At 70.8% G+C, this 24,629-nt stretch carries 23 protein-coding genes and 1 tRNA gene; 11 read left to right on the forward strand and 13 right to left on the reverse strand.

Annotated elements, in window-relative coordinates; genetic code table 11:
* Nucleotides 1-227: 227 nt before the first annotated feature.
* A complete protein-coding gene (locus AB0O15_RS21450; protein WP_364321023.1) occupies nucleotides 228-1,379 on the forward strand; it encodes a hypothetical protein in 1,152 nt (383 codons plus the stop codon).
* Here AB0O15_RS21450 and AB0O15_RS21455 read toward each other — a convergent pair.
* Entirely contained in the window at nucleotides 1,376-2,020 is a 645-nt protein-coding gene (locus tag AB0O15_RS21455) for a hypothetical protein (protein WP_364321026.1), read from the reverse strand. The genes AB0O15_RS21450 and AB0O15_RS21455 overlap by 4 nt on opposite strands.
* Before the next feature lie 278 nt (nucleotides 2,021-2,298).
* The gene (gene gltX / locus AB0O15_RS21460; RefSeq protein WP_364321029.1) at nucleotides 2,299-3,705 is read right to left on the reverse strand and encodes a glutamate--tRNA ligase; all 1,407 of its coding nucleotides are present in this window, start codon (nucleotides 3,703-3,705) and stop codon (nucleotides 2,299-2,301) included.
* Nucleotides 3,706-3,837: 132 nt separating this feature from the next.
* On the opposite strand from gltX, the gene AB0O15_RS21465 reads away from it, so the two are divergent.
* On the forward strand, nucleotides 3,838-5,208 hold the full coding sequence (locus AB0O15_RS21465; protein WP_364321031.1) for a glycosyl hydrolase family 18 protein: 1,371 nt from the start codon (nucleotides 3,838-3,840) through the stop codon (nucleotides 5,206-5,208).
* Between the two features lie 30 nt (nucleotides 5,209-5,238).
* Here AB0O15_RS21465 and AB0O15_RS21470 read toward each other — a convergent pair whose 3' ends face one another.
* The gene (locus AB0O15_RS21470; protein ID WP_364321034.1) at nucleotides 5,239-6,468 is read right to left on the reverse strand and encodes an MFS transporter; all 1,230 of its coding nucleotides are present in this window, start codon (nucleotides 6,466-6,468) and stop codon (nucleotides 5,239-5,241) included.
* A 148-nt stretch (nucleotides 6,469-6,616) separates the two neighbouring features.
* Between AB0O15_RS21470 and AB0O15_RS21475 the strand changes: the two genes are divergently transcribed.
* Nucleotides 6,617-7,150 (forward strand): dihydrofolate reductase family protein, encoded by a 534-nt coding sequence (locus AB0O15_RS21475; RefSeq protein WP_364321037.1) that lies wholly within the window; start codon nucleotides 6,617-6,619, stop codon nucleotides 7,148-7,150.
* 11 nt (nucleotides 7,151-7,161) lie between these two features.
* Nucleotides 7,162-7,518 carry a metalloregulator ArsR/SmtB family transcription factor gene (locus AB0O15_RS21480; protein ID WP_364321039.1) on the forward strand — a complete coding sequence of 119 codons (357 nt, stop codon included), beginning with the start codon at nucleotides 7,162-7,164 and terminating at the stop codon, nucleotides 7,516-7,518.
* Here AB0O15_RS21480 and AB0O15_RS21485 read toward each other — a convergent pair.
* The 6 genes from AB0O15_RS21485 to AB0O15_RS21510 form a co-directional block, all read right to left on the reverse strand.
* Complete coding sequence (locus AB0O15_RS21485) at nucleotides 7,486-9,603, reverse strand: methyl-accepting chemotaxis protein (protein WP_364321042.1); 2,118 nt, start codon at nucleotides 9,601-9,603, stop codon at nucleotides 7,486-7,488. The genes AB0O15_RS21480 and AB0O15_RS21485 overlap by 33 nt on opposite strands.
* Before the next feature lie 79 nt (nucleotides 9,604-9,682).
* Nucleotides 9,683-12,421 carry a pyruvate dehydrogenase (acetyl-transferring), homodimeric type gene (aceE, locus tag AB0O15_RS21490; protein ID WP_364321045.1) on the reverse strand — a complete coding sequence of 913 codons (2,739 nt, stop codon included), beginning with the start codon at nucleotides 12,419-12,421 and terminating at the stop codon, nucleotides 9,683-9,685.
* Between the two features lie 118 nt (nucleotides 12,422-12,539).
* Entirely contained in the window at nucleotides 12,540-12,944 is a 405-nt protein-coding gene (locus AB0O15_RS21495) for a YjbQ family protein (protein WP_364321048.1), read from the reverse strand.
* 128 nt (nucleotides 12,945-13,072) lie between these two features.
* Nucleotides 13,073-13,852, reverse strand: a complete 780-nt coding sequence (locus AB0O15_RS21500) for an ABC transporter permease subunit (protein WP_364321051.1) — start codon at nucleotides 13,850-13,852, stop codon at nucleotides 13,073-13,075.
* Entirely contained in the window at nucleotides 13,839-14,738 is a 900-nt protein-coding gene (locus tag AB0O15_RS21505) for an ABC transporter ATP-binding protein (RefSeq protein ID WP_364321054.1), read from the reverse strand. The genes AB0O15_RS21500 and AB0O15_RS21505 overlap by 14 nt, the downstream gene beginning before the upstream one ends.
* Nucleotides 14,735-15,187, reverse strand: coding sequence for a MarR family transcriptional regulator (locus AB0O15_RS21510; RefSeq protein ID WP_364321298.1), 453 nt, complete (start codon nucleotides 15,185-15,187; stop codon nucleotides 14,735-14,737). Before AB0O15_RS21510 ends, AB0O15_RS21505 begins: the two co-directional genes overlap by 4 nt.
* Nucleotides 15,188-15,353: 166 nt before the next feature.
* On the opposite strand from AB0O15_RS21510, the gene AB0O15_RS21515 reads away from it, so the two are divergent.
* The 5 genes from AB0O15_RS21515 (at nucleotide 15,354) to AB0O15_RS21535 (ending at nucleotide 19,742) form a co-directional block, all read left to right on the forward strand.
* Complete coding sequence (locus AB0O15_RS21515; RefSeq protein ID WP_364321301.1) at nucleotides 15,354-17,546, forward strand: thiamine pyrophosphate-dependent enzyme; 2,193 nt, start codon at nucleotides 15,354-15,356, stop codon at nucleotides 17,544-17,546.
* A 94-nt stretch (nucleotides 17,547-17,640) separates the two neighbouring features.
* Nucleotides 17,641-18,072 carry a DUF3052 domain-containing protein gene (locus tag AB0O15_RS21520; RefSeq protein WP_364321057.1) on the forward strand — a complete coding sequence of 144 codons (432 nt, stop codon included), beginning with the start codon at nucleotides 17,641-17,643 and terminating at the stop codon, nucleotides 18,070-18,072.
* Nucleotides 18,073-18,531 (forward strand): peroxiredoxin, encoded by a 459-nt coding sequence (locus AB0O15_RS21525; RefSeq protein ID WP_364321060.1) that lies wholly within the window; start codon nucleotides 18,073-18,075, stop codon nucleotides 18,529-18,531.
* 60 nt (nucleotides 18,532-18,591) lie between these two features.
* A tRNA-Val gene (locus tag AB0O15_RS21530) sits at nucleotides 18,592-18,663 on the forward strand.
* Between the two features lie 608 nt (nucleotides 18,664-19,271).
* Nucleotides 19,272-19,742, forward strand: coding sequence for a hypothetical protein (locus AB0O15_RS21535; protein ID WP_364321063.1), 471 nt, complete (start codon nucleotides 19,272-19,274; stop codon nucleotides 19,740-19,742).
* A gap of 45 nt (nucleotides 19,743-19,787) precedes the next feature.
* Here AB0O15_RS21535 and AB0O15_RS21540 read toward each other — a convergent pair whose 3' ends face one another.
* Genes AB0O15_RS21540 through AB0O15_RS21550 form a run of 3 tightly spaced genes read right to left on the reverse strand, consistent with a single transcriptional unit; the run spans nucleotide 19,788 to nucleotide 22,195 of the window.
* Nucleotides 19,788-20,129: a hypothetical protein gene (locus AB0O15_RS21540; RefSeq protein WP_364321066.1), complete on the reverse strand. Its 342-nt coding sequence runs from the start codon at nucleotides 20,127-20,129 to the stop codon at nucleotides 19,788-19,790.
* 48 nt (nucleotides 20,130-20,177) lie between these two features.
* Nucleotides 20,178-20,972, reverse strand: coding sequence for a TIGR02569 family protein (locus AB0O15_RS21545; RefSeq protein ID WP_364321068.1), 795 nt, complete (start codon nucleotides 20,970-20,972; stop codon nucleotides 20,178-20,180).
* Nucleotides 20,969-22,195 (reverse strand): MFS transporter, encoded by a 1,227-nt coding sequence (locus tag AB0O15_RS21550; protein WP_364321071.1) that lies wholly within the window; start codon nucleotides 22,193-22,195, stop codon nucleotides 20,969-20,971. The genes AB0O15_RS21545 and AB0O15_RS21550 overlap by 4 nt, the downstream gene beginning before the upstream one ends.
* A 112-nt stretch (nucleotides 22,196-22,307) precedes the next feature.
* On the opposite strand from AB0O15_RS21550, the gene AB0O15_RS21555 reads away from it, so the two are divergent.
* Nucleotides 22,308-22,781: a hypothetical protein gene (locus AB0O15_RS21555; RefSeq protein ID WP_364321074.1), complete on the forward strand. Its 474-nt coding sequence runs from the start codon at nucleotides 22,308-22,310 to the stop codon at nucleotides 22,779-22,781.
* Between the two features lie 207 nt (nucleotides 22,782-22,988).
* On the opposite strand, the gene AB0O15_RS21560 is transcribed toward AB0O15_RS21555, so the two are convergent.
* Nucleotides 22,989-23,879 carry an NAD(P)/FAD-dependent oxidoreductase gene (locus AB0O15_RS21560; protein ID WP_364321077.1) on the reverse strand — a complete coding sequence of 297 codons (891 nt, stop codon included), beginning with the start codon at nucleotides 23,877-23,879 and terminating at the stop codon, nucleotides 22,989-22,991.
* 47 nt (nucleotides 23,880-23,926) lie between these two features.
* On the opposite strand from AB0O15_RS21560, the gene AB0O15_RS21565 reads away from it, so the two are divergent.
* Nucleotides 23,927-24,511 carry an XRE family transcriptional regulator gene (locus AB0O15_RS21565; protein ID WP_364321080.1) on the forward strand — a complete coding sequence of 195 codons (585 nt, stop codon included), beginning with the start codon at nucleotides 23,927-23,929 and terminating at the stop codon, nucleotides 24,509-24,511.
* Nucleotides 24,512-24,629: the final 118 nt, after the last annotated feature.

Genomic DNA, 24,629 nt, shown 5'->3' on the forward strand with positions numbered 1-24,629 from the left:
CCGACCACGACGACGCCAAGCGCGGGTCAACCACCGAGATCGACCTAGGAAGCCCGGAGGCCGCCGCGGCCGAATCCTCCCGCGCTAGGTCGACGGCCGCCCGCGACGTCGAGGCCGCCATGACCCCCGCCCCCAAGAGGGCGGCGCCCAAACGCGCGACGACCCCCGCGTCGGCGGCACCTTCCGCACCGGCCGCGTCGCCCGCTTCGGTCGCACCTTCCTCTGGCTTGGCCGGCGACGCCACCCAGAACGGCAAGGCGGCTACGCCCGCCCAGAACGGGGTGCGCCTGGATGATCTCGCGCACGTTGCGGACGGAGCCACCTTGAGGAACGCCTCCGCAGCGGGGGACCAGAAAGGGACGCACGACGGGATCGCTGAGCGCGCGACCGATGACCTCCGCGAGCAGGCCGCTGAAGCCGCCGTGGGGACTGCTGGCCGCGATGAGGCAGATGACGCCGGTTCTGAGGTCGACGCGGCGGGAGCCGGCGGTGGGTCGTTGCGGGCCCCGGACCGCGAGGCGGGTGAAGCCGGTGTCGAGGTCGCGGCGGCTGAGGGTGCGGGCCGTGGTGGGGCGGTAGCGGGCGCGGGGCGGGGGGAGGCCGGGGAAGCCGGCGGCGGGGTGGATGCGGGGCGGGGTGGGCTGCTGGCCGGGGTTCTGGTGGGGGAGCCGCCGGTTGGGGACGGGGTCGCGGCGGTCTATCGGCGGGCCGAGAAGATGCGGCGGCGGCGGGTTCGGAAGATTGTCGCGGCGGGGATGGTTTCGGCGGCGGTGGTGGCCGGCTTCGGGTATGCGCTGGCCACGGCGGCCATTCCGACGCCCTATCAGATGCGTCGGCAGGCCACGCCGGTGGTGGGGCCGGCGCCGGTGGTGGATCCGCTGCTGGTCGCGCTTCAGCCGGTTCTTCGGGACAACGGGCTCAAGGCGGTGCCTCGGGAGCCGGGGGCGGGGCCGGGCTGGCGGCAGTACGCGGTGGCCCACGCCACCACGGGGCGGCCTCGCGGGCTGGTCGAGGTGGCCGTCTACGCGGCGCCGGACGGGCTCTGTTTTCCGCTCCGGAACGATCGGGAGGCCTGCGCCCGGCCGATGGGTGACGGTGGCATGGAGTACGCCCGCTACAGCGACGACCGGGATGTGGACTGGCAGGTGCACGAGGCGATCGCCCGGCGGGTGTCGGACGGGCGGGTGATCGCGGTGATGGCCACCGGCGAACGCGGCACGGGCCGGCGGGCCGACGGGCGTCCGCCGCTCAGCGCCGCGCAGGTGGCCGGCGTCGCGGTGGACGTACGCGTCATGTCGGCTTTTGACCCGAACGAGGACTGCACCGGACCGGACGCCGCCTGCCCGGTGCTGAAAGTTCCGGTTCCTAAAGCCCGCTAGACCTTGCGGCGGATGAGGAACGCGATGCCGGCCAGGCCGAAGAGGATCACGATCAGGACCGCGCCGTTGAGCAGGAACAGCTGGCGCAGCTGGGTGAGCGCGTCGTTGACCGTGTCGACCGGGTTGACCTCTTCGGCCGTCGACCGCTCGGTGAACCCGCCGCCGATGCCGCCGTTCATGACGTCGCTGCGCTTCTCGAGCGGGACGCCGGCGTAGCGGAGGGATTCCGACATGGTCAGCCGGCCGTAGAACCAGCCGTCGACGGTCTTGCCGCTGGGCTGCTTGGCGGCGCGGTGGGCGCGGGGGCCGCCGACGGCCAGCGGGTAGAGGTCGTAGATCTGCTGCTGCTTGCCGGCCGCCGCGACGACGACGACGTACTTGACGCCGAGGTTCTTGGCCGTGGGGGCGGTGGTCTGCGGCGTCGCCGTGGACATCCAGCTGACCTCGCTGAGCAGGAGCTGGAAGAGCTCGCTCTGTTTGGCGCTGTAGATGGTGATCTTCTCGATCTTCGGACCGGTGATGATCACCGCGTTGGGCTTCGGCGCCTTGGGGGCCGCCTGAGCGATGCCCGGCGCCAACCCGACGATCATCGCGAAAGCGACGGCGAGCGCGCAGGCCGCCGACACGAATCGGGTGATCACCCCTCGAACCATCCCGGCCTCCCCGCCGACCCGTGCCACGCCCCGTCGTAGACAGACTTCCCGGAAACTCGGCTCGCCGCATCTGACGAAGGGACGATTTGGAGCTATCTGGGATCCGCCGACCGGCCGATGCCTGCCGATGATCGGCAGGCGAATGGTATACGTAACCGGCAACCCGATGGGGGGCCGGTCACCCGGCCAGCGGACGGCCACATCTCTATGACGTCACCCGCCGGCCGGAGGTTGCCCCAGCTCGGATAACGGTTCGGACAACGGGATCAGAGACGGCCGCGGGCGGCGGCGATCCGGGCGAGCGTACGGTCGCGGCCGAGCACCTCGAGCGACTCGAAGAGCGGCAGCCCGACGGACCGCCCGGTGATCGCCACCCGGACCGGCGCCTGCGTTTTGCCCAGCTTGAGCCCGCGTGCGACGCCGACCGCCTCGAGCGCCTCCTTGAGCGGCTCCGCCGACCACTCCGGAAGTTCCGAGAACGCGGCGGCCGTAGCGTCCAAAATGTCCGCTGCGCCGTCTTTCATGGCCTTGGCCCAGGAAGCCTCGTCGATCGTGGGCTCGTCGAGGAAGAAGAAATCCACATACTCCACGATTTCCGACAAAACGGCAATGCGGGTCTGGGCCAGCGGCGCCACCGCCATGAAGACCGAGATGTCGAACGAGGCCGGCGCCCAGGGCGGGGCCGGGATCGTGTCGGTGCCGTTGAGCCAGGGCGCGCAGACCGACGCGAACTCCGAGGCGGTCAGCGCCCGGATGTAGTCGCCGTTGAACGCGCGCAGCTTCTTGACGTCGAAGAACGCCGGCGCGTGGCTGATCTCGTCGATGCGGTACTCCGCCTCGATCTCGGACCACGGCACGATCTCGCGGTCGCCGGACGGGGCCCAGCCGAGCAGCATCAGGTAGTTGCGCATGGTCGCGGCGAGGTAGCCCTCGTCGCGGTACGCCTCCAGCGCCACCTTGTCGCGCCGCTTGGAGAGCTTCTGGCGCTTCTCGTTGACGATCACCGGCACATGTCCCCAGACCGGGGGCTTGACGCCGAGCGCGTCCCAGAGCAGCTGCTGCTTGGGCGTGTTGGGCAGGTGTTCCTCGCCGCGGATCACGTGGGTGATGCCCATGGTGATGTCGTCGACCACATTGGCCAGCAGGAACACCGCGCTGCCGTCGCTGCGGGCGATGACGAAGTCTTCGAGCAGCTCGTTCTTGAACGTCGGCTCGCCCCGGACCAGGTCGTTGATCACGGTCTCGCCCTGGTCCGGCGTACGGAAGCGAAGGGCTGTCTTCTCGCCCGGGGGGAGCCCGCGGTCGCGGCAGAAACCGTCGTAGCCGGGCGTCTTGCCGGTGGCGCGCAGGGCGACGGCCTCACGGGTGCAGTCGCAGTAGTACGCGCGGCCCTCGCCGTAGAGCCGGGTGGCCGCGGCGGTGTGCTCGGCCGCGTAGGACGACTGGTAGTACGGCCCCTCGTAGGCGCCGCGCTCGATGCCGATCCAGTCCATCGCCGCGAGGATGCCCTCGGTCCATTCCGGACGGTTCCGGCTGGCGTCGGTGTCCTCGACACGCAGCACGAACACGCCGTTGTGCTGCTTGGCGAAGATCCAGTTCTGCAGCGCCGAGCGGGCGCCGCCGACGTGGAACATTCCGGTCGGAGAAGGGGCGAAGCGTACGCGCACAGTCACCCGACAAGCCTACGGCGCTCGTCGACCCGGTTGTCACCGGGCTTCCATCACGTCATGTATTGACGAATATTAGTAAACCTTCTTAATATTCAGGCCCCGAACATTCACCTCCGTCAGTGAAGGGCCATCCCCATGAAGCGCAGACTTCGAGCCCTGGCCGCCTCCGCCGCGGTGCTCGTGGCCGGAACCACCGCCGCCTTCACCCTCCAGAGCCCGTCCCAGGCCGCCGTCCTCCCCAACGGCTTCAAGAGCGTCGGCTACATGCCGTCCTGGGCCGGCAGCGTCACCGCCATCCAGTACGCCAAGCTGACCCACATCAACTACGCGTTCGCGCTGCCCAACGCCAACGGGTCGCTCCAGCCGATCGAGAACACCGGCAAGCTCCAGCAGCTGGTCACGCTCGGACACCAGAACAACACCAAGGTCTCGCTGGCGATCGGCGGCTGGAACGACGGCAACGACAACAACTTCGAGGCGCTCGCGGCCGGCTCCGGCACCCGTACGACGTTCGTGAACGCCGTGATGAGCGCGGTGCGCACCTACGGCCTCGACGGCATCGACATCGACTGGGAGTACCCCGACTCCAGCGCCGAGAGCACCAACTACACCGCCCTGATGACCCAGCTCGGCAACGCCCTGCACGCCGAGGGCAAGCTGCTCACCGCGGCCGTGGTCAGCGAGGGCGGCACCGCCAACTTCGTCCAGCCGGCCGTGTTCGGCGTCGTGGACTGGCTGAACATCATGGCGTACGACGGCGGCAGCCCGCACGCCAACTACGACTGGTCGATCGCGGCGGCGAACTTCTGGAAGGGCCGCGGCCTGCCCAAGGCCAAGACCGTGCTCGGCGTGCCGTTCTACAGCCGGGGCGGCAGCGTCGACTACGTCGCGTACAGCGCCCTGGTCGCGCGGGACCCGGCGAACGCCAACCGGGACTGCACCTCGGCCGGCGAGTGCTACAACGGCCTGCCGACCATCCGCCGCAAGACCACCTGGGCCATGGCCAACGCCGGCGGCATCATGAACTGGGAGCTGTCGCAGGACACCACCGGCTCGACGTCGCTGGTCAGCGCGATCTACGAGACCGCGACGGGCGGGGGCACGACGCCGCCGCCGAGCGGGCGTACGGGTCAGATCACCGGCATCGCCGGCAAGTGCGTGGACATCAACGCGGCGAGCAGCGCCAACGGCACCGCGGTGCAGCTCTACGACTGCAACTCCTCGAACGCCCAGCAGTGGACCATCGGCGCCGACGGCACCATCCGCGGGCTGGGCAAGTGCCTGGACGTCAACGCCGCGGGCACGGCCAACGGCAGCCTGGTCCAGATCTACGACTGCAACGGCACCGGCGCGCAGAGCTGGTCGGCGCAGTCGAACGGGACGCTGGTCAACGCCGGCAGCGGCAAGTGCCTGGACGCCAGTGGCAACGCCTCGGCCAACGGCACCCGCCTGCAGATCTGGGACTGCTTCGCCGGCGCCAACCAGCGCTGGACCCTGCCGGCCTGACGCCTGCCCCGAGAACGGCCGGGACCGGCCTCACGGCACCGATCTGATCCGCGTGACCAGGACGCTGCCCAGCAGCATCACGGCCGCGGTGACCCCGAACAGCGTCGGGTATCCGCCCAGGTGGGTGACCAGGGGGGCGGAGATCGCCGGCCCCAGCACCTGCGGGGCGGACGACGCGATGTTGATCACGCCCAGGTCCTTCGCGCGGTCGTTGGCCGCGGGGAGGACCTGGGTGATCAGCGCGGTGTCCACCGCCAGGTAGATGCCGAAGCCCAGGCCCAGCACCAGCGCCGCGACGATGGCGGCGGGCCAGGTCGGCCGGAGCGCCAGGATCAGCGCCGCCACCGCCATCACCACGCCGGACCAGATCACGAAGATCTTGCGCCGGCCGGTGCGGTCGGACATCCGGCCGAAGAACACCGCCGTGAGCACCATCCCGACCGTGTAGAGCATGATCAGGATCAGCAGCCCGGTCTCCGGGTCGGCCAGCTTGACCCGGTCGGTCAGGAAATAGAGCAGGTAGAGCGTGCCGAGCGCGTTGCCGAGCAGCACCAGGAACCGGGTGCCCCAGGCCCACGCGAAGTCTGGGTGCTCACGCAGGCTGATCCGCCAGGTGGCCCGCACGACCTGGGTCCGCTCGATCGGATCGTCCGGTGTGGCCAGCGCGAACGGCACGCCGAGCGCGACCAGCACGACCGCGAGAACGGTATATCCGGTGGGTACGCCGGCGAAGACCGCGGTGACGAGTACGGCGCCGATCACCAGCCCGAGCGCCTGCGGCATGCCGACCCACCCGGACACGAACCCGCGCTGGGCCACCGGCACCCGGTCGGGCACCGCGGCGCTCAGCGAGGCCTGCATCGCGTTCAGCCCGACCTGGGCCACGCACCAGCCGACCGCGACGGTGACCAGGTCGGGCGCCTGGCCGAGCCAGGCCAGCGCCAGCGCCGCGGTCAGGCAGCCGCCCAGCGTCCACACGTGTCGCCGGCCGAAGGTCCGGCCGAACAGCCTCGGGCGGGTGCGGTCGGAGAGCATGCCGGCCAGCGGCGCGGCGAGGATGCTGCACACCGCGGCCAGGCCGGTGACCAGGCCCAGCGCCGCCTCCTTGCCGCTGATGCCGAGCGCGGCGATCTGGAGCGGCAGGAGGATCTGCACCGGGGTGAAGCTGGCCGTGAAGAGGCCGAGGTTGGCCGCGAAGAGCAGCCCGACCCAGGTCCGCCGGACCGGCACGACCGGCTCGGCGAGCGCCGCGACCGCCATCTGCACCCCTTGGGAAAGCTGAAAGTTTCTCGGAGATTAGACGTCCGGACAAACCCCGTCCAGTGTCGCTTGACGCCACGCGGTCCGGATGCGTAATTTACCATCCAGCTAATTAACCAAGAGGTGAAGCACGAGGGGTGAGCTGAGGATGGGCAAGATCTACGCGGTGGAGTACGTGACTCTTGACGGCGTCTTCGAAGAGCCGTCCTGGAGCGGGCCCTACTTCAACGACGAGCTGCAGGACTGGCAGTTCCAGAACACCATGACCGCCGACATCCAGCTGCTCGGCCGGGTCACCTACGAGGGCTTCAAGGAGGCCTGGCCGGCGATGGAGGCCGAGACCGGCGAGTTCGGCCGCAAGTTCAATGCCATGCCCAAGCAGGTCGCCACCACCACGCTCACCGAGCCCGAGTGGAACGCGGCGTTCATCGAGGGTGACGTCGCCGAGGCGGTGCGCGGCCTCAAGGAACAGCACGACAACATCATCGTCAACGGCAGCGGCAACCTGCTCAACCACCTGACCAAGCACAACCTGGTCGACGAATACCGGATCATGGTCTTCCCGGTCGTGGTCGGCGCCGGCCGCAAGCTGTGGGACGACGGCACCAAGGTCGCCCTGTCGCTGGCGAACTCCTGGACCACCAAGACCGGTGTGGCCGTCCTGACCTACGTTCCGGCCTAGCGAACACCGGCGTGGCGACGGATCCTCTGAGCGTGGTCTTCGCCGCGCTCGCCGACCCGACCCGCCGGGCGATCCTGGCCCGCCTCGCCCACGGCCAGGCCACGGTCAACGAGCTGGCCGAGCCGTTCGAGCTGTCGCTGCCGGCCGTCTCCAAGCACCTCAAGGTGCTCGAGCGGGCCGGCCTGATCTCCCGCGGGCGCGAGGCGCAGTGGCGGCCGTGCCGGCTCGAGGCGGCGTCGCTGCGCCCGGCCGCCGACTGGGTCGACGACTACCGCCAGTTCTGGGACATCAGCTTCGACCGGCTCGACGCCCACCTGGACCGGGTCCGGGCCCGGTCAGACGGTGAACCGGGCGACCAGGCCGGATAGCCGCCGGGCGGTGTCGTCGAGCTCGGTCGCGGCCTGGTGCGACACCGCAACGACGGTTCGGGTGCTCTCCACGGCCGAGCTCACCTCGCCGATGCCGGTGGCGATCTCCATGCTGCCGCCGGCCACCTCGTTGATGTTGCGGGTCATCTCGGCGGTGGTCGCGGCCTGCTCCTCGACCGCCGCCGCGATCGCCGTCTGGAAGTCGTTGACCTGCCCGATCGCGGCGGTGATGCGGTCGATCGCGGTCACCACCCGGGCGGTGTCGCCCTCGATCGCGGTGACCCGGGTGGTCACGTCCTCGGTGGCCTTGGCGGTCTCCTGGGCGAGATCCTTGACCTCACCGGCGACGACCGCGAAGCCCTTGCCCAGGTCCCCGGCCCGGGCCGCCTCGATGGTCGCGTTCAGCGCCAGCAGGTTGGTCTGCTCGGCGATGCTGGCGATCAGCCGCACCACGTCCGCGATCTTGGTGGTCGAGCCGCGCAGCTCCTCGATCACCCCGGACGCGGTGGCGGTGAGCTCGACGCCGTCCCGGCCCGCCTTCGCCGCCTCCTGGGCGTTGCTGGAGATCTCGCCGATCGACGCGCCCATCTCCTCGGCGCCCGAGGCCACCGTCTGCACCGCGTGCGACACGCTCTCGGCCGACCCGGCCACCCGGCCCGCGCGCCCCGAGGCGGTCTCGGCCGAGGTGGTCAGGTCGGCGCCGGTGGACTTGACCTCGCCGGCCGCCCGGGAGACGTCCGCGGACGCGCCGTTCACCTCGACCATCACCTCGCGCAGCTCGGTCACCGCGCTGTTCAGCGCCGCGCCGGCCCGCCCGATCTCGTCGGTTGCGCCACCGGCCAGGGTGACGGTCAGGTCGCGGCGGGCCAGCCGGTCCAGGGCGCCGGTGAGGTCCCGGAGCCGCCCGGCGATCCGGCTGGACTGCACGGCGGCCACCGCTCCGCCCACCACGGCCAGCAGCAGCGCCGCGACCAGGAAGACGAGCAGCATGGTCCGGCGGCCGTCGCGCACCGCGTCCACCGCGCCCGTGGTGTCGGCGTCGTAACCGCCGACCGTGATCGCCCACGAGTATGGCGCGTAGAACGCGACCGTGGTCGTGGTGTCACCGGCCGGCGCCCCGGCCGCGCCGGGCAGCTCGAACGTGGCCTGCCAGGTGGCTCCGGCGGCCAGCTTCGGCGCCTCGGCGACGATCCGCTCGACGTAGCGTGTGCCGGCCGCGTCGACCGCGTCCAGGCCGGTCCGTCCGGCGGTGTCGTCCAGGCTGGAGGCGATCAGCCGGCCGGCGTCGGCCTTGCCCGTGCTGTAGACGCTGACCCAGCCGTTCTCCCGGATCTCGCTGGCGCTGATCGCCGCGGTCAGGTTCTTCAGCGCCTCGGCCTGTGGCACGCCGAAGTACAGCGCGCCGATCACCCGGCCGGAGGCGTCCTTGAGCGGGTCGTAAGCGGTGATGTACCAGGTGTCCACGACCATGGCCACGCCGCGGTACGACTTGCCCGCCTTGATCGCCGCCGCCACCGCGTTCGGGGCGCCGTCCGCCCCGGTGGTCGGGATGTAGGTGCCGATCGCCCGCGCCCCGCTCTTGGCCCGCACGTTGGTGCCCACCCGCAGCAGGTCGCCGGCGTCGTTCATCCGCTGGAAGACGGTCACCGTCCCGCCCACCAGCGAGGTCACGTCGTCCACGAACGGGGTCTTCCGTCGCAGGCTGGTGTTCTGGCCCAGCCACTGGCCGCCGATCGTCATCCGGGGCAGCCGGACCGTGCTTTTGGCCTGGCTGACCTGGTTGGTGGCGGTCCAGGTGACGGTCTCGCCGCCGAACGTGGCGCCGCCGCGTTCGGCGAGCAGCTTCGTCACCGTACCCATCTGCCGTTGAACCCGGTTCTGGATCTCGTCACCGACCGTGGCGACCAGGCGCGACGATTCCTCGGTGCTGCGGGTCAGGTCCTCCGAGGTGAGCCGGCCGACCTGGGCCTCGGTGTCGTCCGCGAACGTGTCGCTCTGCCAGGCGCCCACCGCGAACAGCACCCCGGCGGTGCCGAGCACCCCGCCGAGCCCGAGAGCGAGGATCTTGTGTCGGATCTGGGCCATATCCGGCTATTCGGCGCACCCGAAAAACAACTGAGCGCGGGCTCCCGGAATTCGGGAACCCGCGCTCAGCGGAGTGGAACTAGCTGTCGCCGCCGGTCTCGCCGACCGGCGCCGCGGTCACGTCGTCGATCGCGTACTTCTGGGCCGCCTCGGCCGGGACGTGCGACGGGACCTTGCCGCGCATCGCGAGCTGGCGCAGCGTGGCCACGGTGACCGACTCGGCGTCGACGTGGAAGTGCCGGCGCAGCGCGTGCCGGGTGTCGCTCATGCCGAAGCCGTCGGTGCCCAGCGAGGTGTAGTCGCCCGGCACCCAGCGGCTGATCAGGTCGGGCACCGCCCGCATGAAGTCGCTGACCGCCACCACCGGGCCCTCGGAACTCTCCAGCTTCTGCTGGATGTACGGCTTCCGCGGCTGGTCGCCCGGGTGCATGAGGTTGTGTTCCTCGACCTCGATCGCGTCCCGTCGCAGCTCGGTCCAGGAGGTCACCGACCAGACGTCGGCCGCGACGCCCCAGTCCTGGGCGAGCAGGTGCTGGGCCTTGAGGGCCCAGCCCATGGCGCTGCCGGAGGCCAGGATGTTGGCCCGGGCGCCGGTCGCGTCGGAGGCCGGGGAGTACTTGTAGATGCCCCGGAGGATGCCGTCCGCGTCCACATCGGCGGGCTCGGCCGGCTGCACGATCGGCTCGTTGTAGATGGTGAGGTAGTAGAAGATGTTCTCCTGCTTCTCGCCGTACATCCGGTGCAGGCCGTTCTCGACGATGTGCGCGATCTCGAACGCGTACGCCGGGTCGTAGGCCACCACGGCCGGGTTGGTCGCCGCGATCAGCAGCGAGTGCCCGTCCTCGTGCTGGAGGCCCTCGCCGTTCAGCGTGGTCCGCCCGGCGGTCGCGCCCAGCAGGAAGCCGCGGGTCATCTGGTCGGCCGCCGCCCACAGCTCGTCCGCGGTCCGCTGGAAGCCGAACATCGAGTAGAAGATGTACAGCGGGATCATCGGGACGCCGTGCGTGGCGTAGGCCGTGCCGGCGGCGATGAAGCTGGCCGTGGAGCCGGCCTCGTTGATGCCCTCGTGCAGGATCTGGCCGTTCGTGGCCTCCTTGTAGGACAGGAACAGCTCCCGGTCCACCGAGGTGTAGGTCTGGCCGTGCGGCGAGTAGATCTTGCGGGTCGGGAACAACGAGTCCATGCCGAACGTACGGGCCTCGTCCGGGATGATCGGCACCCAGCGGGCGCCGAACTCCTTGTCCTTCATGATGTCCTTGAGCAGGCGGACGAAGGCCATCGTGGTGGCCACCTTCTGCTTGCCCGAGCCGCGCTTGACGTCGCCGAACCGGTCCGACGACGGGATGTTCAGCGGGATCGTGGTGGTGCGGCGCGACGGCAGGAACCCGCCCAGCTCCTTGCGGCGCTGCTGCAGGTATTGCATCTCGTCGGAGTTCTCACCCGGGTGGAAGTACGGCGGGAGGTACGGGTTCTCCTCCAGCTTCGAGTCGGGGATGTCCAGGTAGAGCCGGTCCCGGAACTGCTTGAGGTCGTCCAGGGTCAGCTTCTTCATCTGGTGCGTGGCGTTGCGGGCCTCGAAGTGGGAGCCCAGCGTCCAGCCCTTGATGGTCTTGGCCAGGATCACGGTCGGCTGGCCGGTGTGCTCGGTGGCCGCCTTGTACGCCGCGTACAGCTTCTTGTAGTCGTGGCCGCCCCGCTTGAGCTGCCAGATCTGGTCGTCGTTGAGTCCCTCGACCAGCTTCAGCGTGCGCGGGTCACGGCCGAAGAAGTTCTCCCGCACGTACGCGCCGGACTCGCCCTTGTAGGTCTGGTAGTCGCCGTCCGGCGTCACGTTCATCAGGTTGACCAGCGCGCCGTCGGTGTCCGCGGCGAGCAGCGGGTCCCACTCCCGGCCCCAGACGACCTTGATCACGTTCCAGCCGGCGCCGCGGAAGAACGACTCGAGCTCCTGGATCACCTTGCCGTTGCCGCGGACCGGGCCGTCCAGCCGCTGCAGGTTGCAGTTGATCACGAAGGTGAGGTTGTCGAGCTCTTCGCGGGCGGCCAGGCCGATCGCGCCGAGCGACTCGACCTCGTCCATCTCGCCGTCGCCGAGGAACGCCCAGACATGCTGCTGGCTGGTGTCCTTGATGCCGCGGTTCTGCAGGTAGCGGTTGAACCGGGCCTGGTAGATCGCGTTCAGCGGGCCGAGGCCCATGCTGACCGTCGGGAACTCCCAGAAGTTCGGCATCAGCCGGGGGTGCGGGTACGACGGCAGGCCGCCACCCGAGTGCGACAGCTCCTGCCGGAAGCCGTCGAGCTGGTTCTCGCTCAGCCGGCCCTCGAGGAACGCCCGCGCGTACATGCCGGGGGAGGCGTGGCCCTGGAAGAAGATGTGGTCGCCGCCGCCCGGGTGGTCCTTGCCCCGGAAGAAGTGGTTCATGCCCACCTCGTAGAGCGAGGCCGACGAGGCGTACGTCGAGATGTGACCGCCGACACCGATCTCGGGACGCTGCGCGCGGTGGACCAGCATCGCCGCGTTCCACCGGATGAACGCCCGGATGCGCCGCTCGACGAACTCGTCACCCGGGAACCAGGGTTCCTGCTCGGGCGGGATCGTGTTGATGTAGTCGGTCGAGGTCAGCGGCGGCACGCCGACCTGCCGCTCGCGCGCCCGTTCGAGCAGGCGCAGCATCACGTAACGGGCTCGTTTGGCGCCACGTTCGTCGATGACCCCGTCCAGCGACTCGACCCACTCGTTCGTTTCCTCGGGGTCGATGTCCGGAAGCTGGCTCGGCAGGCCGTCGCTGATCACCGGGCGCTTGCGCTCCGTAGCCACAGGCAGTCCTCTTGTCGTGTGTCGGCCGCGCGCCGCATTGTGTGCGCCACGCGGTGTTGTCTCCATCCTGCCCCTTGGCGGTCCCAAGCGTCACGCCGACCGTCGTACCCGCGGGTAACTAACCGTTCAGGAAACTGAAACGTACCTGGCGGGTCTGATTGTCCCCGTTGGGGTCGACCAGGCACAGCGACTGCCACGTGCCGAACGCGATCTGCCCGCCGAGCACCGGCAGCGTCGCGTACGGCGGGATCCAGGCCGGCAGCACATGGTCGCGCCCGTGCCCCCGCGACCCGTGCCGGTGCCGCCACTTGTCCTCGGCCGGCAGCAGGTCGTCGATGGCCGTGAGCAGGTCGTCGTCCGACCCGGCGCCGGTCTCGATGATCGCCAGCCCGGCCGTGGCGTGTGGCACGAAGACGTGGAGCAGCCCGTCACCGAGCGAACGCACGAAGTCGGCGGCCTCGCTCGTGATGTCGCGGACCACCGGCCGGTCGCCGGTGCGGATGGTGATCACCTCGGAACGCATCACCTAGAAGTACAGGTCGATCACGAGGAAGGCCACACCGGACATTGAGAGGCACAGCACGCTCAGCGAGAACGTACGCAGGATCACACGACGAGTGCAGCATCACACCCGGAGGCGTCGCAGCCGAATCAGCCGATGTCACGCCGGGTGAAGACGAAGCTCCCGGCGAGCACCAGCAGCACCGCGGTCGCGGCCAGCGCCGCCGCGCCCGGCTGGAGACCGTCCAGCATCGGCGACCCGCCGAGATACCAGTGGAAGATCGACCCGTTCCGGGTCCAGGACAGGCCGTCGACCATCGGCATGACGCTGTTGGCCAGGTATCCGACCACCGCCACGACCGCGCCGGCGCCGAGGGCGACCGCGCGGCTGCCGGTCGCCGCCCCGGCCGCGAACGCCACCGCGCCCAGGCACGCGCCGAGGAGCACCAGCTGCAGGTTCATCGCCACCAGCCCACCGACCGGCACGTCGCCGAGCTGGGCCGCGCCGCGCACCGCCAGCATCGCCGCGAGCAGCGCCGCGCCGACCACGACCAGGCCGGCCAGCAGCGCGGCGAACCGCTGCAGGGCCAGGGTGAGCCGGCCCACCGGATGGGCCAGGATCAGGTCGAGCGTGCCCTCGCCCTCGTCACCGGCCACCGCGCGGGCGCCCCACGTGATCGCGAACACCGCGATCAGCAGCGGCGCCATCAGCCCGTAGACCGTGCTGCCCAGGTAGCCCGCCGCCGACGTCAGGTCGCTCATGTTGAACGCGGCCAGCATGTCCTGCGGGTAGGCGGCCAGGGCCTTGGACATCTCCGGCGTACGCATGGAAGGCCAGAAAGCGGCGTACATCAGACCGACGCCGGCGATGGCCACCGTCCAACCCGGCAGCGATCGTCGGTTCTCCCAGAGCGCTCTAAGCAGCAACATGCTGATCCCCGTAGAAGTGGAAGAAGATCTCGTCCAGGTCGGGCTCCTCGCAGAGGAGATCGACCACGGTGTGCCGGGCCGCCGCCTTGACCAGCTCGTCGGTGTGCCCGGCGAGCCGGCCGCGCACGGTCGCGCCGGTCACCGTGACGTCGGTGAAGCCGGGCAGCCCCTGGAACTCGTCCGCCGGCGCCGGGCCGGCCAGCGTGAGCGTGACGCTGCGCACAGCGTGTTCCCGCAGCGAGTGGACACTCTCCACGGTGATCAGCCGGCCGTCCCGGATGATGCCGACCCGGTCGGCGGTCTGTTGCACCTCGCTCATCACGTGCGACGACATGAAGACCGTCGCGCCGCGCGCCGTCGCCTCCCGGACCAGGTGGACGAACTCCTGCTGGAGGAACGGGTCGAGCCCGCTGGTCGGCTCGTCCAGCACCAGCAGCTCGGGCTCGTGCATGAAGGCCTGGACCAGCCCGACCTTCTGCCGGTTGCCCTTGGACAGGCCGCGGATCGGCCGATCCAGATCGAGGTCGAGACGGTGGGCCAGCTGGGCGAACCGGTCGCGGCCCCGGCCGCCACGCAGACCGCTGAGGTACGCCAGGAGCTGGCGTCCCGTCTGTCGTCCGGCCACGACGAAGTCCCCGGCCAGGTAACCGATCCGCCGGCGCAGCTCGACGCCGTCCCGCCGCGGGTCGAGGCCCAGCACGCTGACCTCGCCGCCGGTCGGCCGGATCAGGTCGAGCAGGATCCGGATCGTGGTCGACTTGCCGGCGCCGTTGGGGCCCAGGTAGCCGTACACCTCACCGCTCTCGACCTGGAGATCGAGCCCGGCGAGGCCGCGGCGACCGCGGCCGTAGGTCTTCACCAGACCGCGCGTGCTGATGGCCGTCATGTCTCTCCCCGTTCCCGGTGGTAGCGCTCGATCAGCTTGGGCAGCTCGACCTCGATGAACGCGTAGAAGTCGCGGGTCTCGCGCAGCCGTTCCGCCCCCGGCGCGTCGCGGCCGCCGACCACGTCGAGCCCGCGGTCCATCAGCTCACGGAACTGCGTGAACTTCTCCGACCCGGCGGCCCGCATGAGCGCGTCCGGCGCCATCCGGAAGAAGGTCCCCCGGCGGCCCGGCATCGCGACCCGGTGCACCAGCCCGGCCGTCTCGAGCATGCGAAGGCCGCCGCTCACCGAACCCTTGGACAGCCCGAGCGCCGCGGTGATCTCGGCGCCGCTCTGTGCCGCCGGTTCGCAGATCAGGAGCCAGCCCATCAGCTTCCCGTACGCCTGGGGCATGCCCATGCTGGTCAGGACGAGCCCGGCATCTTCGGCGTACCGACGTTCGGGGGTCAGTTCGGTCACGTAAGTTCCTCAAGGTTCAGAATGTTCTGAACCTTGAAGCTACTCCGGGTGTCGGTGACTGTCCACAGCGTTGGCGCGTCTCGCATGGGTCGGCAACGATGGACCCGTGACCACCCCGCAGAACCTCGACGAGCGATTCCGGGACGCGGTGTCCGCGTTGGAGCCGCCCGCCGAGCGACGCTCGCCCGACGAACCCGTCCGGGACGGCTCCGCGCTCACCGGAGCCCAGGCTCAACTGCTCTTCGACGCCCAGCTCACCAGCCGCCACCTCGACCTCGCGGCCCGCTGGCTGCGCAGCTTCAACGAGGGCTTCTACACGATCGGCTCCTCCGGACACGAGGGCAACGCGGCGCTGGCCGCCGCCCTGCGCCCGTCCGACCCGGCCTTGCTCCACTACCGCTCGGCCGGCTTCTTCCTGGCCCGGGCCGGCGCCGCCTCATCGTCGGCCGACGCCCTGATCACGGCCGCCCGGGATGTGCTGCGCGGCGTCGTCGCCTCCTCGCTCGAACCCATCGCCGGCGGGCGCCACAAGGTGTTCGGGCGCGCCGACCTGAACATCATCCCGACCACCTCGACGATCGCCTCCCACCTGCCCCGGGCCGTCGGCCTGGCCCGTGTCACCGCCGACGACGGCCTGGTCGTCGCCTCCTTCGGCGACGCCTCGGTCAACCACGCCTCGGCCGTGGCGGCGCTGAACACGGCCGGATACTTCGGGCACACGTCCGTGCCGCTGCCGCTGCTGTTCGTGTGCGAGGACAACGGCTGGGGCATCAGCGTGCCGTCGCCGTCCGGCTGGGTCGGCTCCGTGCTGTCCACCCGGCCCGGGATCCGCTACTTCACGGCCGACGGGTGCGATCTGGCCGCCGTCTTCGATGCGACCTCCTCCGCCGCCGAGTTCGTGCGCTCCACGCGTACCCCCGCCGTTCTTCATCTCTCGATGGTGCGGCTGATGGGTCACGCCGGGGCGGACGCCGAGGTGGCCTACCGCTCGGCCGACGAGATCGCCGCCGACCTGAGCCGCGACCCGCTGGTCCGCACGGCCGAACTGCTCGTCGAGGCCGGCCAGAGCAAACCCGACGACCTGATCTCCCGGTACGACGAGATCGGCTGGCAGGTCCGCAAGGTCGCCGAAGACGTCATCGGCGAACCCAAGCTGTCCGGCGCCGCCGACGTGATCGCCCCTCTCGCCCCGCGCCGGCCGCTGCGCGCCGCACGCCACATCGCCGACGCCGCGGTCCGGGCCACCGGCATCGCCGCCAAGGAACGCTCCCGGGTCTTCGGCGGTAAACCGCCCGAGCAGAACGGCCCGCTCACCCTGGCGCAGACCATCAACGCCGCGCTCACCGACACCATGCTCGGCCAGCCGGGCGCCGAGATCTTCGGCGAGGACGTCGCCCGGAAGGGTGGCGTCTACGGGGTCACCAAGAACCTGCGCGACCGGTTCGGCTCCGACCGGGTCTTCGACACGCTGCTCGACGAGACCAGCATCCTCGGGCTGGCGCTCGGCGGCGGGCTGCGCGGGCCCGGGCTGGGCGAGCGGCTGCCGATCCCCGAGATCCAATACCTGGCCTACCTGCACAACGCCGAGGACCAGCTGCGCGGCGAGGCGGCCACGCTGTCGTACTTCTCACAGGGCGCCTACCGGAACCCGATGGTGGTCCGGGTGGCCGGGCTCGCCTACCAGCCCGGCTTCGGCGGCCACTTCCACAACGACAACGCGGTCGCCGTGCTGCGTGACGTGCCCGGCCTGGTGGTGGCCGTGCCGGCCCGGCCCGGCGACGCGGCGGCCATGCTGCGCTCCTGCGTGGCGTCCGCCGCGGTCGACGGCAGCGTGTGCGTCATGCTCGAGCCGATCGCCCTCTACCACACCCGTGACCTGTACGAACCGGGCGACAACGAGTGGCTGGCGCCGTACACCGAGCCCGGCCGATGGAACGACGAGCACGTCCCGGTCGGCCGCGCCCGCACCTACCCGGTCGGGTCGGCCGACGCCCTGACCATCGTCACCTACGGCAACGGCCTGCGGATGTCGCTGCGGGTGGCGGCCAAGCTGGCCGACGAGGGGTACGGCTCCCGCGTGGTCGACCTGCGCTGGCTGTCCCCGCTGCCCACGGCCGACCTCCGGCGCGAGGCGGCGGCCACCGGACGCGTCCTGATCGTCGACGAGACCCGGCGCACCGGCGGCGTCGGCGAAGGCATTCTGGCCGCCCTGGTGGACGGCGGATTCGTCGGATCGGCCAGGCTCATCGCTTCGGCCGATTCCCTGATCCCGCTCGGTCCGGCAGCCTCGTACGTCCTGGTCGGTGAAGATGCCATCACACAGGGTGCCCACGCCCTGCTGGCACGGTAAATTGCCACACACTCGGTGCGCCACTTGCGCGCGGGCCTGCAAGTGTGTGGACTGACCCCCAGTCAAGACAGAACCGTATAGGAGGAATTAGACAGTGAGCGCGACCGCTGGTCAGGCCGACGGCGTACGCAGCCTGGCGGACCGGTTCGGCCTCGAGCCGGACATGGTGGTCATGGAGATGGGATACGACGACGATGTCGACGAATCCCTACGTGACGCCCTGACCGAACGCGTTGGTGATTTGGTCGATGAGGACACCGACGAGGTCGTCGACGCGGTGCTGCTGTGGTACCGCGACGGTGATGGTGATCTGTTCGAGCTGCTCACCGACGCCCTGAACCCCCTCGCTGACGGTGGCGTGGTCTGGTTGCTGACCCCGAAGGCGGGTCGCGACGGGCACGTCGAGCCGAGCGACGTGACCGAATCCGCCCCGGCTGCCGGACTTCAGCAGACGTCCACGCTGAACGCGGGCAAGGACTGGACCGGGGCCCGACTGGTCGCACCGCGAGCCGCGAAGAAGAAGTAGATGCCGCTGGCGGTGGGTGAACAGGCGCCGGACTTCACCCTCAAGGACCAGAACAACCAGGAGATCAGCCTGCACGACTTCGCCGGACGCAAGGCGGTGCTGCTGATCTTTTACCCGTTCACGTTCACCGGCACCTGCCAGGGCGAACTCACCGAGGTCGCGGAACACCTGGACGAATACCAGAACGACCACGTCCAAGTGCTGGCCGTCAGCGTCGACTCCACCTACGCCCACAAGGTGTGGGCCACGGAGAAGGGCTTCGACTTCCCGATCCTGGCCGACTACTGGCCACACGGGGGCGTGGCCCAGGCGTACCAGGTCTTCCACACCGCCGGCGGCTTCGCCAACCGTGGCACCTTCATCATCGACCGCGGCGGAACCATCGTCCTCGCCGAGGAACTGGGTCCCGGCGAACGCCGCGACCAGGCAGCCTGGCGAGCAGCCCTGGCGGCGCTGTAGACGGTTTCCCAGCTCCGATAGAATGACCATCTCGGCGGCGCGCTCCTGGCGCGTCGACCCGGGCGCGTAGCTCAGTGGGAGAGCACTCGCCTTACAAGCGAGGGGTCGTAGGTTCGAAACCTACCGCGCCCACGTTCCGGGGAGGAGTCTGTTCGCGGAACGCACTCACCGGGTCCTCACGTCATGCTGGCTCCGGGGGCCGAGCCCCCGGACGCCCCCACGGTGTCGCTTGCCGCCGGCTTTGCGGTGGGCTGGCTGCCACGTCTTCGACGGGCCGCCACCCTTTGGGCTTAGACCTTGAGGTCAGCTTCATGACATCGAGACGACGATATGACGCATGTCATGCACTGGGATGGTGGGGAGGCCGGCTGCTGACCGAAGGTTTGGCGAAGTGCCGGTTCAGGTTGCGCAGCACAGGCATTTGTTACGGACGTCCTCCAGGACGGCGGAGTTAGAGCGCGTACCAGAGCCGAGTTGTCGCGTTCATCGGCCAAAAGACCACATCGACATTCGAGCCGAGACAGATCACAGATTTCGGTTCTGCGAATCGTTGTGTAAATCCGGCCGGCCCGGCATTGCGATTGGCCGGGCCTGGTGAAGTTTGAACTCCGCGCCTTGCTCGGTCAGGGCGATCGGTGCTGCCTGGCGGTCTTGCGGTGTGGTGCGTCCTGTCAGCGGATCGAGAAGCTCGGACTCTCGCGGCTTGACCCTCGATCTGGTCGAGGGGTCAGGCTCTCTGCATGGCTGATGAGGTTATGGCGGCGGTGGGGGCTGCGGTTGAGCTTGGGCGGGCGGGGGAACGAGGGGCGGCCCGGGACGCGCTTGCGGGGCTGTGGGAACGGGTGGGGGAGGGTGGGGATGCGCTGCATCGGTGCAGCGTGGCGCACTATTTGGCTGATCTTCAGGATGACCTGACGGATGAGCTCGTCTGGGATCTGCGGGCGTTGGCGGCGGTCTCGGATCTGGATGATCAGCGGGCTCGCCGGTATGACGGGGCGTGGCAGGTTCGGGCGTTTCTGCCGTCGCTGCATCTCAATTTGGCCGATGTGTATCGGCGGCTCGGGAGGCTGGCCGAGTCGCGGGAGCATCTGGCGGTGGCGGTCACGCATGTTGATGCGCTTCCGGATGATGAGTACGGGGCGATGATTCGCGGTGGGGTTGACCGGGTGGGGACGGCGCTGGCGTCTGGTTCGCGGGGAGCGCTGGAGTGAGTGGGCAGCTCAGCCCGGCGGACGCGGCACGGGCCGGACTGTCGCTCAGGTCGCGGAGGGGGCGGGGCCGTCGTGTGCGCGTACCTCGGCTTGATCTTGATCTTCGTAGCGCCGCAGGCCTGAGTGGGTGGGTATCAGGGTCAGCAGGTAGCCGAAGCGGTGGCCGTCGGCGCTGGAGAGGACCTGGCCGGCGAAGCTGTCCCAATCGGCGGCCTGGCGGCGCCAGCGGAGGTCGGACTCGTACTGGGTGCGGCGGACCGCCTCCAGGTGGATCTTGGCGGCCGCCATGGCCTCGAGGTGTCGTCGATAGAGGAAGAAACCTGCCCAAACCGAGGCGACGGCGACCGCGCAGCCACCGACCACCGCGCCCAGCCAGAATGCGGCCATTCCCGCACCGTAACCCCTGCGTCGGCCCTGCGTAATGGGCCTGTCGGGTCATTGACCGGCGTAGCTCAGGACCCGGTCGACGGTGGGGCGGTAGGCGTCGTCGGGCGGCTGCTCCCAGCGGGCGGCGGACCAGGTGGCGATGCGGTAGATCAGGGCGCGGACCAGCATCTGGGGCCACTCGGCGAAGTGCCGCTCCCAGCGGGTGATCACACCTGGGCCGGCCCGGTGCCAGACCAGGGCGTCGGCCACCGCCACGGCGGCCGACCAGGCGGTGGGGCGGTGGTAGGCCGGCCAGTCGATGATCGCCGGCGGCAGGCCCTCGGCGAACAGGACGTTGCCGAGCAGGTCGCCGTGGACGACCTGACTGTCCGCCTCCACGGGGCGGCGGGCGGCCAGGAGCGGCTCGAGCAGGCGGCTGGGTGCGGTCGCGCCGGGCGGAACCGGCTCGCCGAACGCCAGGCGGTCGCCCCAGCTCCACGGGTCGTCCCGGTCGTCCAGGAACGACGGGCGGGGCAGGCCCGGCAGCGCGGCGTGGAAGGCCTCGCCGGCCCGGATGACGTCGTCGACGCGACCGGGGTCGGGCTCGCCGGGCAGCCAGGTCGTCGCCTCCCAGCCGTCGACGACCACCTCGCCGGTGGCGGTGCGCAGCGGCTGCGCGACGCGGAACTCGGCTGACGGTGGCAGGGCGGCCAGCACCGAGGCGCGCCAGACGGTCTCGGGCTCGCCCTCGGCCGGCTTCAGGACGGCGGGGCCGCAGCGCCACGTGCCGCCCTTGCCCCCGCTGAGCGGCCGGGCCGGGCCGGTCAGGCCGAACGCGCGGAGCACCGGCGACGGGACGGTCACCCGGCCAACTCTTCCACCGGTCCCATGACCCGGATGCCCCGGCTGACCGTGGCGGCGACCGCCGAGACGGCCACCGCCGTGGCGAAGAACAGGATCGCCACAGCGCTGCCCCAGGCGGTGATCAGCGTGCCGGCCAGCAGCGGCGCCGACGAGGCGACCGAGGTGGCGACCGTGATCACCACGCTGACGACGCGGCCCTGGAGGCGGTCGGGGGTGATCGCGGCCTGGTGGGCGAAGAGCGCGGCGTTGGAGGCGGGGCCGAGGAAGACGGCGGCGGCGATCGGCACGGCCGCGGCCACGCTCTCGGCGAACAGGGCGCTGCAGGCCAGGAAGGCGGCGGCGGTCCAGCAGATGCCGCGGATCAGGACCGGCAGGCGGACCCGGGACTGCAGCGTCGGCGCCACCAGGGCGCCGAGCAGGCCGCCGACCGCGACGATGGTCTCCACTGTGCCGATCACCGAGGGCGGGGTGTGGTGCCGCTGCAACGTGACGATGAGCGTGAAGATGATGCCCTGGATGGCGAAGTTCAGCGGGGCCGCGATCAGCAGGACGGCCCGCAGGAACGGGTTGCCGAAGACGAACCGCAGACCCTCGGCGAGCGCGCTCGCGTGGCCGGCCGGCTGCTCGGCGCGCGGCTGCTGGAGCGGGCGGCGGATCAGCGCCACGCCGATCAGGGACAGCAGGAAGGTCGCCGCGTTGCCGACGAACGGCAGCGACCGGGCCAGCTGGAAGAGCAGACCGCCGATCGGGGGCCCGGCCAGCGAGGTGGCGTACGAGCGGGCCTCGTTGCGGGCCACCGCGGCCGGCAACTGGGCCACCGGCACGATGGTGCGCAGCGCGGAGTGCTCGGCCGTGCCGAAGCAGGCCTGGGCCGACGCCGCGATCACCGTGACCAGGACCACCACGGCGAGCGTGGCCGCGCCCCGCATCGCCAGCACGCCCAGGGCGCCGAAGGCCAGCAGGCGCACCACGTCGCAGGCCAGCATCACCCGGCGGCGGTCGACCCGGTCGGCCAGCACCCCGGCCGGCAGCCGGCCCAGGACGATCACGGCCAGGCCGACGGTGCCGACCAGGCCGGCCTGCGCCGGCGAGTAGCCGGAGCCGAGCAGGAGCAGGGGCACGGCCAGCGCGGCGATCGCGCTGCCCAGGTCGGACAGGGCCTGGCTGAGCCAGAGGAGGGTGAACTCGCGGTTGCGCCACAGGCTTCCCGGCGCCGCCGTCATCCATCGACTGTCGCCGTGCCGTCACGCGTGGTCAAGGTGCCGGCGAACGGGGGCGGAGCGGGCGGGTTCGCGTCGGGGAAAACTGTCAGGGGGTGGCTCTAGATTTTCGGGCATGGATGACAACCGGTACCCGCCGCCGGAGGCGCCGCCTCCCGAGCTGTCCCTCGAACGTCAGATCACCGTCGGCCACACCCAGTTCCTGATCACCGCGACCGGCGCTCCCGACACCCGCATCGACCTGGCCGTCGTCGGCTGCGACCGCGACGGGCGCGTGCTGAGCGAGATCAGCGGAGGGATCTCGCGCGGTGAGCTCCCCGCCATGGCCGAGGTCCTCACCTCCACCCTGGCCGGGCTCGTCGCCCTGCACACCCAACACCACCGCGTGACGGCGCGCCGCCGCCGCGCGGCCAACCACGGCGCCCGCTGGAGTCCCGGCGACGACGAGCGGCTGCTCGCCCGCCACCGCGAGGGCGCCTCGCGGCGCGAACTGTCCGACGAATTCGGCCGCAGCCCGGCCGGCATCCGGGCCCGGCTCGAGCATCTGGGCGAGGTTGACCGCCCGGAACGCCCGACCACCCCGAGGTGATCCCGGCCGGCCGGTCCGAGCCGGGCGGACCGGCCGGTGGCCGGGTTGAGCGGAGGTCCGACATCCATGACAAACACCCGGTCCGCAACCGGGGGCGGCTCAAGTGGGCCCGGCGAGCGCCGATCTCGTCTGGTACCTGCGGGGAGTACCCGCAGGCGGGCGGGCCGCTCGTACCCCCTCGGCGATGCGGCCCGCCCGGAAACCCGATCACGCCACGTCGGCCATGATCAGGTCGACGTTGACGGCGGCGCCCGCGGCCAGGCCGGCGGCGGCCGAGCCGATCACCTGGGCCATCGGGTCGGCCACATTCCCGGCCGCCCACACCCCCGGCACCGCGGTGCGGCCGCTCGGGTCCTCGACGGCCAGGTGGGTGCCCATCCCCGTCGCGTGCTCGACCGGCTTCAGACCCAGCGGCGCCAGGAAGTCCACCCGTGCTTCGATCCGGGTGGCGACGACCAGGTGATCGCGGGGAATCACGGCGCCGCCGGCCAGGCGTACGCCCGCGTCGGTGACCTCCTCGACCTTCCCGGCGACGGTCTGCACGCCACGCCGGGCCAGCTGCCGGGCCTGGTCGGCGTCCGGGGTGAACGTGTCGTTGAGGAACAGCAGCAGGTCGCCGGTCCACTGGCTCCAGAGCAGCCCCTTCATCGCCGACATCGGCGAGGCCGAGGTCACGATCACCCCGATCGCCGTGTCCTGTGCCTCCCAGCCGTGGCAGTACGGGCAGTGCAACACCGTGTGGCCCCACCGCTCGGCCAGGCCCGGAATGTCCGGCAGGATGTCCCGCGCGCCGGAGGCGACGATGATCCGCCGCGCGCTCACCTCGCCGACGCGGAAGTCGCCCGCCACCCCGGTCACCTCGCCGACCTGCCCCGAGCGGAACTCCACGCCGTAGTGCGCCGCCTCCTCACGCCCGGCCGCGACCAGCGCCGCCGGCGACATCCCGTCCCGGGTGAGGTAGTTGTGCACGCCCGCGGCCGGTGCGTTGCGGGGCTCGCCACCGTCGATCACGAGCACGCTCCGCCGCGCGCGGCCCAGGGCGACCGCCCCGCTCAGTCCGGCGGCCCCGCCGCCGATGATCACCACGTCATAAGTCATGGGTCCGACGGTCCACCAGCCGTCGCTGCGTGGCAAACTTGCTTGCCATGATGGCAAAAGACGACGTCATCGCGGCCGTCGGTCCGAGGCTGCGGGCGCTGCGCAAGGAACAGGGCACCACGCTGACCGCGCTGTCCGAGTCGACCGGCATCTCGGTCAGCACCCTGTCCCGCCTCGAGTCCGGCCGGCGTCGCGCCACCCTCGAGCTGCTGCTGCCCCTGGCCCAGGCCTATCGCGTCCCGCTCGACGACCTGGTGGGCGCCCCGCCGACCGGCGACCCCCGCGTCTACGCCCGCCCGGTCCAGGCCTTCGGCCAGACCATCGTCCCGCTGACCAGGCAACCCGGTGGTGTCCAGGCCTTCAAACACCTGATTCCGGCCGGCAAGCGCACCGAGCCGACACCGAAGTCCCACGAGGGCTACGAGTGGCTCTACGTCCTGACCGGCCGCCTCCGCCTCGTCCTCGGCGACCACGACCTGGTCCTCCCGCCGGGCGAGGCGGCCGAGTTCGACACCCGCGTGCCCCATTGGTTCGGCAGCGCCACCGGCGAGGCCGTCGAGTTCCTCTCGATCTTCGGCCCCCAGGGCGAGCGCATGCACGTCCGCGCCCGCTCGACCGGCTCCAAGGCCTGAAGATCAACATCAGGCTGAGGTACGGGCACAGCACCTGCTCGCCGCCTCCGCGACCTTCATCGGCGGTCGCGCCCGTGCCGCGACCGCCGGGCGTTGCTGCCCGCTCACCCGAGGGTGA

Source organism: Actinoplanes sp. NPDC089786 (assembly GCF_040684855.1).
Taxonomy (GTDB): domain Bacteria; phylum Actinomycetota; class Actinomycetes; order Mycobacteriales; family Micromonosporaceae; genus Actinoplanes.

What these genes read in the sequence shown, in the direction of transcription:
- AB0O15_RS21465 (WP_364321031.1), top strand. Translation starts at nt 3,838, where the DNA reads ATGAAGCGCAGACTTCGAGCCCTGGCCGCCTCCGCCGCGGTGCTCGTG.
- AB0O15_RS21470 (WP_364321034.1), bottom strand. Translation starts at nt 6,468, where the DNA reads ATGGCGGTCGCGGCGCTCGCCGAGCCGGTCGTGCCGGTCCGGCGGACC.
- AB0O15_RS21475 (WP_364321037.1), top strand. Translation starts at nt 6,617, where the DNA reads ATGGGCAAGATCTACGCGGTGGAGTACGTGACTCTTGACGGCGTCTTC.
- AB0O15_RS21485 (WP_364321042.1), bottom strand. Translation starts at nt 9,603, where the DNA reads ATGGCCCAGATCCGACACAAGATCCTCGCTCTCGGGCTCGGCGGGGTG.
- AB0O15_RS21495 (WP_364321048.1), bottom strand. Translation starts at nt 12,944, where the DNA reads ATGCGTTCCGAGGTGATCACCATCCGCACCGGCGACCGGCCGGTGGTC.
- AB0O15_RS21500 (WP_364321051.1), bottom strand. Translation starts at nt 13,852, where the DNA reads ATGTTGCTGCTTAGAGCGCTCTGGGAGAACCGACGATCGCTGCCGGGT.
- AB0O15_RS21505 (WP_364321054.1), bottom strand. Translation starts at nt 14,738, where the DNA reads ATGACGGCCATCAGCACGCGCGGTCTGGTGAAGACCTACGGCCGCGGT.
- AB0O15_RS21525 (WP_364321060.1), top strand. Translation starts at nt 18,073, where the DNA reads ATGCCGCTGGCGGTGGGTGAACAGGCGCCGGACTTCACCCTCAAGGAC.
- AB0O15_RS21535 (WP_364321063.1), top strand. Translation starts at nt 19,272, where the DNA reads ATGGCTGATGAGGTTATGGCGGCGGTGGGGGCTGCGGTTGAGCTTGGG.
- AB0O15_RS21540 (WP_364321066.1), bottom strand. Translation starts at nt 20,129, where the DNA reads ATGGCCGCATTCTGGCTGGGCGCGGTGGTCGGTGGCTGCGCGGTCGCC.
- AB0O15_RS21550 (WP_364321071.1), bottom strand. Translation starts at nt 22,195, where the DNA reads ATGACGGCGGCGCCGGGAAGCCTGTGGCGCAACCGCGAGTTCACCCTC.
- AB0O15_RS21555 (WP_364321074.1), top strand. Translation starts at nt 22,308, where the DNA reads ATGGATGACAACCGGTACCCGCCGCCGGAGGCGCCGCCTCCCGAGCTG.
- AB0O15_RS21560 (WP_364321077.1), bottom strand. Translation starts at nt 23,879, where the DNA reads ATGACTTATGACGTGGTGATCATCGGCGGCGGGGCCGCCGGACTGAGC.
- AB0O15_RS21565 (WP_364321080.1), top strand. Translation starts at nt 23,927, where the DNA reads ATGATGGCAAAAGACGACGTCATCGCGGCCGTCGGTCCGAGGCTGCGG.